We start from the raw sequence: 12,388 nt of genomic DNA, 5'->3' as shown, positions 1-12,388 counted from the left end.
ACCCCACCTACGGCCTGCCCAAACGCAAGCACCGCCTGGCCACCGCACCGGACACGATCGCCGAGAAGGTAGGCCGCGTAGCCGCCTCGTAGAGCGCGGCCCGCGCGGACAACACCGCCACTGATCGATGTCTCGGGCCGTCGCCGACCTGCTCGCCCGGCCGTCCCTCGGCGCCACGCACGGTCACGTCGCGCCCGGGGAGACCAGCCCGGTCTCGTAGGCGAGCACGACGGCCTGCGCCCGGTCCCTGAGCCCGAGCTTGTCCAGGATGCGGGCCACGTGGGTCTTCACCGTCGCAGGGCTGAGGTTCAGCCGTTCGCGCAGGCCGATCAGCCCGCGCCCGCCCGAGTGCGACGGGCCGTGCCGCGTGCTGCCGGTGTCGGTGACCTCGATCTCCAGCCGGTCGCCCTCGTGGCGGATCGAGACGGACGCCGCCGCGCCCGCCGCGTGCTTGATCGTGTTCGTCAGGGCCTCCTGGACGACGCGGTAGGCGGCCAGATCGACCCCGGCGGGCAGCGGGCCGGGCGGCAACGACAGCTCGACGCCGACCCGGATCCCGGCGGTCCGGACCCGGGTGATCAGCGCGTCGAGTTGATCGAGCCTGGGCTGCGGCGCGAGCCCGCCCTGCGGACCGGGCGGCCCTTTCTCCGTGACCTCGTTCTTCATGGACCCGTGCCTCATGGCCTCGTTCTCGGTGGACAGCAGGCCCATGACGTGACGGAGTTCGGACATGGCTGCCCGGCCGCCCGCTTCGATCGCGAGCAGCGCCCGCTTCGACTCCGCGGGCTCCGCGTCCATCACCTTGCGCGCCGCCCCGGCCTGGATCACCATCACGCTCATGTTGTGGGTCACGATGTCGTGAAGTTCGGCGGCGATCCTGGCTCGCTCCTCGTCGACGGCTGCGCGCATGGCCTGCGCCTGGGCCCGCTGGTCACCCGCACCCCATCGACCTCGCGCAGGTCGACGTGGATGCGCGGCGCCCCGTAAGGCGCCTCAGATGCCTGGTGGTGCCGGCGGATCCGCTCGGTCAGCACCTGGTCTAGCCGAGCCCGCTCCGATGGGCCGCGACGCTGCCGGGCCGCCCAGGCGGCTGATCGGTGTGGTCTTCACATCGGGCTCGCCCGATCTGTGACATGGCGCACATTATGCGACCGAGCTGTCACAAACGATCGGGTCGCCGTCGTCTCGTATTCGTCCGTGTTCAACACCACGAGTGAGGACGATTCATGGAATCCCGATTTAACCTGTTGGACAGCACGACTGCCGCGAAGTTTGTCAAGCGGTTCTACAACGCTTCGTTAGCCCTGGACCAGTCGACGCTGCCGAAGCCTCTGCGGGAACTGGTCGAACTGCGTGTCAGCCAGATCAACGGCTGCGGCTTCTGCACCGACCTCCACACCAAGGAGGCCGCGGCGGCTGGTGAGTCATCGGTCCGGCTCAACCTGGTCGCTGCCTGGCGCGAGTCGACCGTGTTCACGGAGGCCGAGCGGGCGGCCCTGGCGCTCGCAGAGGAGGGAACCCGGCTCGGCGACGCTCACCGGGGTGTATCCGACGAGACCTGGACCGAGGCGCGCAAGCACTACGACGACGACCAGATCGGTGCGCTGGTGTGCGTGGTTGCCATGATCAACGCTTCCACGCGGATGAATGTCATCGTGCGCAACCCTGGGGGTTCCTACGAGCCCGGCATGTTCGCCGCGCTGATTCAGGACTGATCGGAGATTATGAGCCCCGGCCCGGCCATGGTCGTTCGATCCGGGCCGGGCCCAGGGCGCCTCGAGGTCGATACGCGCGGCCGTGCCATCGTGGACGAACACCTGCGCCGCCTCACCGACGCACGAATCTTCGCCGTCGGCTACTACGCAGCCTAAAAGTCGTCAACTTCAGCCCAAGCCGCACACCTGGCCCTACTTCCAGCGCGGGGTCACCCTCGGACATAACGACGCAGTCAGCCAGCTCGCACACCGACGACACCGCCCGACGGTCCTACCTCGCCGTACGCACCGCACCGTGATCAAGGAGATGGCTACGCACAGCGCGATGGCCAGCACCCGCGCCCGCATCGCCACCTTAGCGATCTCGATTCCGCCCAGTGCAATCCGACGTCAATTCACTGGACGTCACATGGAGGCCAAGCAATGGATCTGCACCTGACTAACAAGATCGCCGTCGTCACCGGCGCCAGCCGGGGTATCGGCCTCGCGATCGCCCGCGCATTGGCCGCAGAAGGCGTCACGGTGATCGGGGCCGCCCGAACGCCCACAGCCGAACTGACCCGCAACAGCGCCGACGCCATCGCCATCGACCTATCGACCCCGACCGGACCCGGGCAGCTCGTCCAGTCCGTCCTCGCCCGCCACGGCGATATCGACATCCTGGTCAACAACGTCGGCGGCGGCGATCCGGCCGACCTGCGCGGCTTCAACGACTACGACGACGCCGTGTGGCAGCGGACGTTCGACCTCAACCTCTTCGCCGCGGTCCGCGCCTGCCGTGCGGCCTTGCCGAGTCTGCTGCGACGCCGGGGAGTGATCATCAACATCTCCTCGGCCGGCGCACGCCTGCCACACCTCGGCCCAGTCCCTTACAACGCCGCCAAGGCGGCACTCAACGCGTTCGGCAAGGCCCTCGCCGAGGAGTACGCCGACCGCGGCGTCCGGGCCGTCACCGTCTCCCCGGCCGGCACCCGAACCGAGCTCTGGACCGAACCCGGCGGCTTCGGAGCAACCCTCGCCGCTGCCCAGGGCATGACCCACGAAGAACTGCTCACGAACGCCGCGACAGCGGCAGGCATCAGTTCCGGGGAACTCATCGAGCCCGACCACGTGGCATCCATGGTGACGTACCTGGCATCGCCGTTGGCAAGCAGTGCTACCGGGAACAACTACCTCGTCGACGGTGGCGCGGTGAAAACAGTCTGACCGGCAATCAGCCTTTTCCATGCGCCCCAGCAGACAGGAGATTGACCGTGTACGACAAAAGCGTTGCTCTCAAGATGATGCAGGTAAGGCCGAGATCATGACTGTGCGTCTGGACGCGCCCGACAGTAACGGCGTCAGAGCGACGAACTGGCTCGTGGTGGTGCTGTGCTTCCTCCCGATCGTCATGGACGGGTTCGACGCGACGTCGCTGTCGCTGGCGGTCCCCGCCCTCGCCGAGGGCTGGGGGCTGGCGCCGGCGGCCTTCACGGTTCCACTGGTGGCGACGAGCGTCGGCGTGTTCGCCGGCTACCTGGGGTCCGGATGGCTGGCGCAGCGCTTCGGCCGTCGCCGATTGCTGATCGGCAGCGTCGGGCTGTTCTCCCTCGGCACGATGATCACCGCCGTCGTCCTCCCCGCGCACTCGATCGAGGCGCTGGGGGTCGTTCGCCTGGTGACCGGGCTGGGGTTCGGCGGGGCGCTCCCGTCCGCGGTGGCGGTCGCGACGGACTTCAGCTCGAACCGGCGACGTGACGTCGTGTCCCTGCTGGTGGCGCTCGGGATCGCGGCGGGTGCCACCGCGGCGGGCTTCGTCTACCTACCGCTGATCGCCTCGTTCGGCGTGACCGGACTGTTCTGGCTGGCCGGAGCAGCCTCCGCGGTGCTGGTGCTCCCCATGGCGGTGCTCCTGCCGCCGGAACCGGCCGCCCAACAGGACGCCGGCGGAGCCCCGCGCGGCGAGCGCGTCGGGCAGCTGTTCGCCCGCGGCGTGCGGATCAACACGCTCCTGCTCTGGTTGTACGCATCCCTCGTGTTCATGGTGTCCACCGCGCTGTCGACGTGGGCGCCCGTCCTGCTCACGGAGCTCGGGGTTTCGGCGGCCGAGGCGCCGCTGGGGCTGGCGTTCATCTACCTCGGGGCGATCGTCGGCGGGGTGGCCATGATCCCGCTCGTGGCTTGGGCCGGTATCGGCCGGATGCTGATCGCGATGCCGGTGCTCACCGCGATACTGGTGCTGGCGTCGGTCAGCCTGGAGCTCGGCGGGCTGGTGTTGCTGCTCGTGCTGTGCGGTGTCGGTGCTGCGGTCACCGCCAGCCAGAACGGCCAGCTGGCGATGGCCGTGGCGCTGTACCCGCGCGAGCAGCGGACGACCGGGATCGGGTGGTCCTCGGCCATGGGCCGGGCCGGTTCGGTCGCGGGACCGGGCGTGACCGGCGTCCTGTTGGGGCTGGGGACGCCGGCCAGCACGATCTTCTCCCTCGCCGCGGGCGCCATGGTCGTCGCGGTCGGCTGCGCCGCGCTGCTGCGGGCGAGCATGCGCAGCGGGGCCCGAGCGTTCTGACCCGCCGCGCGGCCTCCTCAGCCCGGCTCCTGGCCGATCACGGCACCTGGAACGGCGACAGCGGACGACCACGGGCTCGGGCGCTCGCGCGGCGGCCTGACCACCAAGCTGCACCTGGCCGTCGAGCAGGGCCAGAAGCCTATGTCCATCGTGATCACGGCCGGGCAGCGGGGGATTCCCCGCAGTTCGAGCCTGTCCTGAACAAGGTCCGTGTCCCGCGTCTTGGGCCGGGCAGGCCGCGCACCCGGCCAGATCGCGTGCGCGCCGACAAGGCGTACGCCTCCCGGAAGAACCGTGCTTACTTGCGGCGGCGGAGGATCCGCTGCACCATTCCGGACAAGGCCGATTAGGCCCGCAACCGCAAGAACCGTGGCTCGCTCCGTGGCGGGCCGCCGAAGTTCGACCCGCAGGACTACAAGGCTCGGCACGCGGTCGAGTGCGGTATCAACCGGCTCAAAAGGCACCGAGCCGTGGCCACGAGGTACGACAAGCTCGCGGTCCGCTACGAGGCGACCGCCCTCGTCGCGGCCATCAACGAGTGGCTGTGAGCAGCATCTTCGCGATTGGCCTGGTGGCCCTTCACCGATTCTCCGCCTCGAATGCCTGGGCGACGGCCAGGCTGTCCTCGTAGACATGGTGCCGGGTGACAAGGCCGTCTTCGACGGTGAGATGCAGAGCGAACCGCGCGCGATACGCACGCCCTGTGGGCCGGGCGGTCTGACGGATCTCGCCGAGCACGACCGCGTCGCTTTCGTCAATAAGGATCCGCTCGACCTCAGTTGCCACATACTCCGGCACGTGGTACTCCGCAAGCTCGCGATAGTGGGCGGCCGCGTCGGCACGAGTGGACCGGTGACGGATCCACGGCGTGGCCGTACGGCCGTGCTCGGCCTCCGGCCAGTCGAGCTTCCAATCGCCCTGCTCGGCATACAGCTCGGCGATGCGCTCGGGGTCGCCTTCGCCAATTCTGCGCAGCAACTCCTCAACCACCGTGCGCGTGTTCGTAGGTACGGCTATGGACATCGCTGGCCTCTCCCTCCTGGTCCGCGTCGCCGACGCGGAGAGATCACCAACCCTGCCAGCGCAGGCACGCAGAGACGATTACCTCTGAAGTAAGGCAAGCGCATCTCCGCCCACGCACAGGTCACGCGGGAGGTCCTTGACCCGGGTGGCGAACACCCCGCAGGCCGGGAACGCCTTCGCACTCTCGTCATCGGTGCTCACGTGCACCGTCCGGTGTCCGTCCTGGTCCACCTCCACCCGCATCACCGCCATGCCCTCCAGGCCCAGCAGCAGCGTCGCGTCGGAGGATGTCTCGATAGAGTTGTTCAGGTCCGTGGTCTCTTGAAGATCGGCTGCGTAGAGAACAGCCATGATCTACGAGAGCCACGGACCTCGCGCATCCGGAGATGATCACACGCGCCAGCGTCACCCACAGTGACTGCCGCCGGGTCTCGATCCGCTTACTCCCCGATCAAGCTCGAAGAGCCGCCATGGTTCGGTTAGACGTTCGGAACCTGGAGGGGCGCGACCTTGGTCACGTCGTCGGTAGCGTCCCTGGCCACCTGAGTTCAGCCACAACATCTCACCCGCCTAGCGATTCAGCCGACGTCGCGTCGGCGCAATGCGGTGAGGCCTCCCCAGAGGACGAGCGCGGTCAGCGCCAGCGTGGCCAGGACGGGCACGGGGTTGAACGGCGCTCCGGCCACGACGTTCGGGAGGTAGTGGAACGGCTCGAACGGCGTCCCGCCCCATACTCCGTACAGCGGCCCGGCGACCTGCCCGGTGACGGCGGTCCACACCCAGACCGCCCACGCGATCGGAACCGAGAACCTCGGCGTCAGCGCGTACGCCAGGAAGCAGACAGCCGTGATCAGCCATGCGCCTGGCAGACAGCTCAACGTTCCCAGCGTAACGCGGAACAGCGTGCCCGGCAGCGCGCCCATGAACAGGCCGTAGAAGTAGCCGAGCACCAGCCCTGTCACCACGAGCAGCCCGGCGGTGCCGAGGGCGGTCACGACCAGGTGACCGGCCGCCCACCGTACGCGGGTCATCGTGGTGCCCTGGGCCAGCTCGGCCCGGCCCGCACGCTCCTCGGCCCGCAGCCGCTGGACCATCACCACCGGATACAGGGACACGACATGCGCGAAGATCAGAATCCCGGCCCACAGGAAGTAGTCGATCACCTCGCCCGAGCCGCCGCCGTAGCTCAGCTGCAGAAGGCCGAAAGCCCCCGCGGGAAGCACACTGACGTCCGGGGCGATCGTGCCGACCCCGGCGGTGCCCAGCGCGAACACTCCGATGGCGATCGCCCACTTGACGAACAGGCCGCGGTGCAGCCGCCAGGACAGGCCGATCGGACCACGCAGATCCGGCGCGGCCGCCCGGCCGCGGCGTTGCGGGATCAGCCCTTCACCGAGGTCGCGGCGGTCGACCAGAACGTAGGCGATCGCGATCATGATCGCGACGATTCCGACGATGAGCGCGAGCACCCACCACCGGTCGTACCGGTACGGCTGGACAGCGTGCACCCACCCCATCGGGGAGATGTACGTCATCCACAACTGACCGCTCGCGTCGCCCGCGTACCTCAGGACGTAGGCGATCGCGAGGGTGAACAGCGCGATCGCCCTTGCCGTACGCGCGTTCTGCGCGAGCTGGGCGGCCAGGGCGGCGATCGCGCCGAACACCCAGCCAGCCGCAGTGACGCCCGCGCCGTACGTGATCGAACCCAACGGCTCCAGCCCGACCGCCATGTACGTGATCGCGGTGAGCGCGCCGGCGACCAGGGCGACCGAGCCGGCCACCAGCAGCGCGGAGGTCAGGGCGGCGAACCGGCTCACCGCTCCCGAGCGGAGCAGCTCGGTCCGTCCGGTGTCCTCGTCGGCCCGGGTGTACCGCACCACCGCCAGTGCCGTGGCGATCGCAGTCATGATGTAGAGGAATCCCCCGCTCCGGAACGCCGACATGAATCCGCGGTCGACGATCACGGAAGTCCCGCCGCCGAGCGCCCGGAAGAACGTGTTCTGGTTGATCATGTCGACGTACGTCGCCATCACTGCCAGGGTCGGCATGTTCCGGTCGATGTACGTGACCATCACCATGCCCAGGCTCACGATCGCCAGCACCCACCAGAAGCCGGTGCGCCACTCGCGGCGCATCACCAGCCGCATGAGCCGGGGGGTTCCCGTGAACGCGGTCATCGCGCGGTCTCCATCGTCCGGTCGTAGTGCCGGAGGAACAGTTCCTCGAGCGTGGGCGGGTTGCAGACGAGGCTGCGCACGCCGCACGAGTCGAGGTGACGCAGGACCGGCCCGAGAGCGTCGGATTCGACGTCGAAGCGCACGACACCGTCGTCGATCCGCAGGTCGTGCACGCCGGGTAGATCGGCGAGACCGGTGGCGGGGCCGGCGACTTCGGCGCGGATCGAGGTCCGGGTCAGGTGCCGCATCTGGGCGAGGCTGCCGGAGTCGACCGCACGGCCGTCCCGGATGATCGTGACGCGATCGCACAGCGCCTCGACCTCGGAGAGGATATGGCTGGACAGCAGCACCGTGCGGCCGTTGCGCCGCTGTTCCTCTCGTATGACGTCGCGGAACACCGACTCCATCAACGGATCCAGGCCGGACGTCGGCTCGTCGAGGATCAGCAGTTCGGTGTCGGAGGCGAGCGCCGCGATGAGCGCCACCTTCTGCCTGTTGCCCTTGGAGTACGCCCGTGCCTTGGTCCGCGGATCCAGGTCGAAGCGCTCGATCAGCTCGTTCCGGCGCGTCCGGTCGACGCCGCCGCGAACCTGGAGGAGCAGGTCGATGATCTCGCCACCGGACATGGCCGGCCAGAGCGTGACATCGCCCGGCACGTACGCGAGGCGCCGGTGCAGGTCGGTGGCGTCGCGCCACGGGTCGCCGCCGAGCAGCCGGACCGTGCCCGCATCGAAGCGCAGCAGACCCAGCAGGATCCGCAGCGTGGTGCTCTTGCCCGCACCGTTCGGACCCAGAAAACCGTGCACCTCGCCGAGCTTGACGGTGAGATCCAGCCCGTCCAATGCCCGGGTGGCGCCGAACGTCTTCACCAGACCGCTCACAGATACAGGGTCAGTCATCGAGAACCTTTCCTTCGTCAGGGGAGCCGGCGCCCTTGGGAAGCCGATTTCGGAGCGCGGCGGCCTCGTCCGGGCTGATCGTGGGGTGGGAGTGGAGGTCGAGGCCGATTCGTGCGAGCAGGTCTGCGCCTTCCGGGCTGAGCACGTCGACGCCGAGCCGGCGTGACACGTGCTCGTACAGGAGCGCGACCGCAAGCGACTGCGCGGCCCCCACCGTGGCACGCGCTTCACGGGACAGCTCGGGTGGATCCGGCCGCTGCTTGTCGACCTCCACGAGCCACTCCGCACCCAGGTCGACCATCGTGTCGAAGAGCGGCGCCGCACGGCCCTCGATGAGCGCGCGGGCGACGTACTTGCGGTACGGGCCGAACATCGAGGTGGCGACCGCCACGTAGTTCACGCCCTCGGCAGACGGGTCGGTTCTGACCTGGTCGTTGAGCCGTTCCAGCGCCCTGGCGAGGTAGGCGTCGCACTCGTCACGCAGCGCTTCCTTCGACCCGAAGTGATGGCGGACGAGCCCTGAGGAGACACCCGCCGCATGGGCGATGTCGCGGATCGTCGCGCGATCGAACCCCTCTTCGCCGAACAGCCGGAGCGCGGCGTCACGGATCCGCGCCCGGGCGGTGAGGTCTTCCGGATCTGGCGACATGAACCCCAACCTGCTCTCCAACCGTGAAGTGAACTTACTCAACGGGAAAGTATGCTACACGAATGTGTAGGCCAAGGGCGCGAGAGGATGCGTGAGAGGCGGGAGAGGAGTTCCTCCGGGAGGAACAAGCTGGCGCTCCGGGTAGGCGCCTTCTACGCCTGGCGCGCCGATCATGCCTACCTGCCCGAATTGGTGACGCTCGCCAAGACCGTCCAGGAGCGGCAGAGCGAGATCGAGGCGTTCCTGCTCACCGGGATCACGAACGCCAAGCAAGGCAACCAATCGTGTCATCACGCTCGAAGCCCGCTGCGCCTACGGCTTCCGCAACCCGGTCAACCAGCGCCACCGATCACACTGCGCAACCACCCGCGGAAGCAGAAATCGAGCCATCCCCGATTGATTGCGAAGACCCCGAATGATGAGAAAGGGCTCTCACGCGCTCGGGAGGAGTGACGCCTAACACCGTGTAGGGAAAGACCGATGTGGTTCCGTCCACGCCGCCCGGCCAGCCGCCATCCGCGCCCTCACCCTGGACGACCTCCACCTGCCCGACCGTCGCATCACCCTCGCTAGCAGCGACCGCGACCTCCACGAGGCCCTTGTCGTCGGCCCCGACCCCCTCCACCTCACCCTGGTCTTCAACCTCTCCCACAGCACCGCCAGCAGATACGCCGCCCTCGCCCAGAAGCTCTTGGACACCGAGTCGATCAGGCACACCCTGGTTGACCCCGCGGCTATTCTCAAGAACACGCGCTGTTTCCTGACCTCAGCCTCAGAAAAGCCGCGAGTTCCCGCTGAAGAACCTTCAGCCAGCCCGAACCCACGGCCGACGTGCCGTTAACCAACGTGACACCAGCCGCCAAATAGGCCCTGAACTGCGAAATCAGCTTCGCGGTTGGTGCTGGCCTGTGCGGAGCCGGGCAGCAGCAACGCGGGAGTGGCTGCCGCGATGGGTTCCACGCCGGATACGGTGCGCAAGTGGCGGAGCCGGTTCGCGGGATACGTCTGCAACAGCAGCGAGCCGCTGGCGTGGGAGAGCAGCCCGCGGCCGTCGGCGGAAGCGGTGATCTTACGGTGGGGAGCGGTAGAGTTCACTCGGTAAGTGCCTTCTGATCTGGCGTGAGCGGGGCCTTAGAGAACTCCGATCACCCCAGCTCAAAGGCACTTTTCTTATGTAAACGATCAGCCTGACTCAAATTCGCCGTGAAAGCCGCAGGTTAAACGCCCAGTGAGCAGCGCTTCTACATCCCACTGTCCCTTTCTCTCGTACTTGGTCTGCCCCTCATCAAGCCATCAAAGTCACACCCAGCGACATGCGCTCCAGCGTGCCCGCAGGCGTTTCTGTGGCTCGTCAGCCCCTGTGGCGCTTTCCGACCCACCGTCCACGGCCAGGCCGACGAGCGCGGCCCGGTCAGAGGGCCAGGTGACAGCGAACGTTTCCCGATAGATGATCTTTCGCTCCCCTTTACGGATGGGTTGATTTGATGATCCACAACGCGATCTTGATCGTCAATCTGAGGAGTGACATGGGAGTCGAACGAACGGATTCCGGCGTGTCGCGGCGCCAGGCGTTGCGCGCCTCACTGACGGCGGCCTCCGCCCTGGCGGCGACCCAGACGGGCGCGACACCGGCCCGGGCAGGCACGGAGGTGGCCCAGGCGGGCGCGGACTCCGGGGTCGGTGCGGTCGTCCCCGGTCCGCGCGGCCAGTTCGCCCGCGACGTGGAGGTTGTCGGCTACACCGATATGGATCATCGGCCCGCCTTCAAGCTCGCCATCCGCCGCGTGGGAGACCGGTGGTACCTGTACACCGGCCACTTCTGGGACTCGGGCTGGAGCGTCGTGGACGTCACCGATCCGCGGCGGCCGGAGGTGGTGGCGTTCGTGCCGGGGCCGAAGGATACCTGGACCCTGCAGGTCGATCTGCACGGCGACATCATGGTGACCGCGCTGGAGCAGATCTTCCCTAATTTCGGCGGCGATCCGGAGGCATTCTTCGAAGAGGGGCTCTACATCTGGGACATCAAGGATCCGGTACGGCCGCGCAGGCTCGGCCACTACACGACGGGCGGCACCGGGACGCACCGTAACCTCTATCCGGGTGGACGCTACGTGCACGTGGCGGCGGGCGCGAAGGGATTCCGCGGCAACATTTACACCATCGTCGACATAGGCGATCCGGCCCGGCCCAGGGAGGTGGGCCGGTGGTGGGTGCCGGGGCAGCGGGATGGCGAGCAGGGCACGCCCGACCCCGAGCTGCCGCACACGCACGGCTTCTGCTGCGCGAACGGCGCGGACGTGTCGCTGCACGGTCCTCCGTACGTCACCGGCGACCTTGTCTACCTGCCCTACGGCGCGGCCGGGCTGGTCGTGCTGGACATCTCTGACGTGACCAAGCCGAAGCCGGTCGGTGGCCTGAACTTCAGTCCGCCCTTCCATTCCCGCTTCGGGGTGCACGGCGTGCTCCCGATCCCGGACAGGAAGATCGCGTTCGCCAACTCGGAGGACGTGTCCTACGGCAAGGGCGCCGCGCCGCACGCCTCCCTCGTGGACATCTCCGACCCGGCCAAGCCCTGGCTGCTGTCCCTGCTGCCGGCGCCCGAACCGCCGCCCGAAGCGCCGTACGCGGATTTCTCCGGCAGGGGTGGCTGGAGCGGGCCGCACAACATCAACCACCACCAGCACCACCCGGACGTGCAGAAGCAGGGCGACCTTTTCTATATCGCGCACTTCAATGCAGGGCTGCGCATCTACGATGTATCCAACACCCGTCTGCCGCGCGAGGTCGGCTACTTCGTGCCACCAGATCCTGCCCGCAGGTACGGCCCCATGCCCGAGGGCGCGTTGGTGGCCCAGACGGAGGACGTCGTGGTGGACACCCGTGGCTACATCTACATCTCCGACAAGAACCAGGGTGTCTACGTCCTGCGTTACACCGGCCGTGGCAGGGACTGACGCAGCAGGTCGAGTAAGAGGCGGGCGGACGGTTCGAGGTGTGCCGCCTCCAGATGGCCGAGGTGCCGGTGCCGAAGCGCCCGCTCTCGATGGGCAGGTGGACCACGCCCGGATAATCCGAATTCCGCACCGCTACTGAGGCGTGAGCCGGGGGACCGGACGCCGCTCCAGCAGGCCGACCTGCATGAGGTAGCGCACCGCTCCTGAGATCGCCGACGGGCTGACCCCGAGCCGGTCGCCCAGCTCGCCTGCGGTAAGTGAGTCCTCATCGGCGCTCATCATTGTCAGCAGCACGCGCGCGGAGATGCGGGGGAATCCCCAGTCCGCGAGCATCCTCGCGGTGCTCTCGATGAACTGGCCTACGGCCTGCTCGTCTCTGTCGACCACGGATCCACACTCCTCGCTGGCGTACCGTCCCTGCGC

General features: G+C 68.1%; 12 protein-coding genes. 5 read left to right on the top strand and 7 right to left on the bottom strand.

The features are described 5' to 3' along the window. Positions 1-183 precede the first annotated feature (183 nt). A complete protein-coding gene (locus E1294_RS34385) occupies positions 184-909 on the bottom strand; it encodes a helix-turn-helix transcriptional regulator (protein WP_132515142.1) in 726 nt (241 codons plus the stop codon). Between the two features lie 317 nt (positions 910-1,226). Between E1294_RS34385 and E1294_RS34380 the strand changes: the two genes are divergently transcribed. The 3 genes from E1294_RS34380 (at position 1,227) to E1294_RS34370 (ending at position 4,260) form a co-directional block, all read left to right on the top strand. Further along, positions 1,227-1,715, top strand: a complete 489-nt coding sequence (locus E1294_RS34380; protein ID WP_132515141.1) for a carboxymuconolactone decarboxylase family protein — start codon at positions 1,227-1,229, stop codon at positions 1,713-1,715. Between the two features lie 423 nt (positions 1,716-2,138). Further along, on the top strand, positions 2,139-2,921 hold the full coding sequence (locus E1294_RS34375; protein WP_132515140.1) for an SDR family NAD(P)-dependent oxidoreductase: 783 nt from the start codon (positions 2,139-2,141) through the stop codon (positions 2,919-2,921). A 97-nt stretch (positions 2,922-3,018) separates the two neighbouring features. Further along, a complete protein-coding gene (locus tag E1294_RS34370; protein ID WP_165977621.1) occupies positions 3,019-4,260 on the top strand; it encodes an MFS transporter in 1,242 nt (413 codons plus the stop codon). 579 nt (positions 4,261-4,839) lie between these two features. Here the strand turns inward: E1294_RS34370 and E1294_RS34360 are convergent. The 5 genes from E1294_RS34360 to E1294_RS34340 form a co-directional block, all read right to left on the bottom strand. After that, on the bottom strand, positions 4,840-5,250 hold the full coding sequence (locus tag E1294_RS34360) for a nuclear transport factor 2 family protein (RefSeq protein ID WP_246083491.1): 411 nt from the start codon (positions 5,248-5,250) through the stop codon (positions 4,840-4,842). Positions 5,251-5,361: 111 nt separating this feature from the next. Beyond that, on the bottom strand, positions 5,362-5,634 hold the full coding sequence (locus tag E1294_RS34355) for a hypothetical protein (protein WP_132515137.1): 273 nt from the start codon (positions 5,632-5,634) through the stop codon (positions 5,362-5,364). A gap of 227 nt (positions 5,635-5,861) precedes the next feature. Beyond that, entirely contained in the window at positions 5,862-7,463 is a 1,602-nt protein-coding gene (locus E1294_RS34350) for an ABC transporter permease (RefSeq protein WP_132515136.1), read from the bottom strand. Then, a complete protein-coding gene (locus E1294_RS34345) occupies positions 7,460-8,362 on the bottom strand; it encodes an ABC transporter ATP-binding protein (protein WP_132515135.1) in 903 nt (300 codons plus the stop codon). The genes E1294_RS34350 and E1294_RS34345 overlap by 4 nt, the downstream gene beginning before the upstream one ends. Further along, positions 8,355-9,011 (bottom strand): TetR/AcrR family transcriptional regulator, encoded by a 657-nt coding sequence (locus E1294_RS34340; protein WP_132515134.1) that lies wholly within the window; start codon positions 9,009-9,011, stop codon positions 8,355-8,357. Before E1294_RS34340 ends, E1294_RS34345 begins: the two co-directional genes overlap by 8 nt. 87 nt (positions 9,012-9,098) lie before the next feature. Here E1294_RS34340 and E1294_RS34335 point away from each other — a divergent pair, with 87 nt between their 5' ends. Further along, a complete protein-coding gene (locus E1294_RS34335; RefSeq protein ID WP_181958596.1) occupies positions 9,099-9,464 on the top strand; it encodes a hypothetical protein in 366 nt (121 codons plus the stop codon). 1,073 nt (positions 9,465-10,537) lie between these two features. Continuing rightward, the gene (locus tag E1294_RS34325; protein WP_132515133.1) at positions 10,538-11,965 is read left to right on the top strand and encodes an LVIVD repeat-containing protein; all 1,428 of its coding nucleotides are present in this window, start codon (positions 10,538-10,540) and stop codon (positions 11,963-11,965) included. A gap of 132 nt (positions 11,966-12,097) precedes the next feature. On the opposite strand, the gene E1294_RS34320 is transcribed toward E1294_RS34325, so the two are convergent. Then, positions 12,098-12,352, bottom strand: coding sequence for a GbsR/MarR family transcriptional regulator (locus E1294_RS34320; RefSeq protein ID WP_220448087.1), 255 nt, complete (start codon positions 12,350-12,352; stop codon positions 12,098-12,100). Between the last annotated feature and the right edge of the window lie 36 nt (positions 12,353-12,388).

Origin of the sequence: Nonomuraea diastatica (assembly GCF_004349015.1) — a bacterium.
Lineage (GTDB): Bacteria > Actinomycetota > Actinomycetes > Streptosporangiales > Streptosporangiaceae > Nonomuraea > Nonomuraea diastatica.
This window is presented reverse-complemented; position numbering and strand designations above follow the sequence as displayed.

Coding starts and splice junctions, on each gene's coding strand:
- E1294_RS34385 (WP_132515142.1), bottom strand. CDS start 909: ATGCGCGCAGCCGTCGACGAGGAGCGAGCCAGGATCGCCGCCGAACTT.
- E1294_RS34380 (WP_132515141.1), top strand. CDS start 1,227: ATGGAATCCCGATTTAACCTGTTGGACAGCACGACTGCCGCGAAGTTT.
- E1294_RS34375 (WP_132515140.1), top strand. CDS start 2,139: ATGGATCTGCACCTGACTAACAAGATCGCCGTCGTCACCGGCGCCAGC.
- E1294_RS34370 (WP_165977621.1), top strand. CDS start 3,019: ATGACTGTGCGTCTGGACGCGCCCGACAGTAACGGCGTCAGAGCGACG.
- E1294_RS34355 (WP_132515137.1), bottom strand. CDS start 5,634: ATGGCTGTTCTCTACGCAGCCGATCTTCAAGAGACCACGGACCTGAAC.
- E1294_RS34350 (WP_132515136.1), bottom strand. CDS start 7,463: ATGACCGCGTTCACGGGAACCCCCCGGCTCATGCGGCTGGTGATGCGC.
- E1294_RS34345 (WP_132515135.1), bottom strand. CDS start 8,362: ATGACTGACCCTGTATCTGTGAGCGGTCTGGTGAAGACGTTCGGCGCC.
- E1294_RS34340 (WP_132515134.1), bottom strand. CDS start 9,011: ATGTCGCCAGATCCGGAAGACCTCACCGCCCGGGCGCGGATCCGTGAC.
- E1294_RS34335 (WP_181958596.1), top strand. CDS start 9,099: ATGCGTGAGAGGCGGGAGAGGAGTTCCTCCGGGAGGAACAAGCTGGCG.
- E1294_RS34325 (WP_132515133.1), top strand. CDS start 10,538: ATGGGAGTCGAACGAACGGATTCCGGCGTGTCGCGGCGCCAGGCGTTG.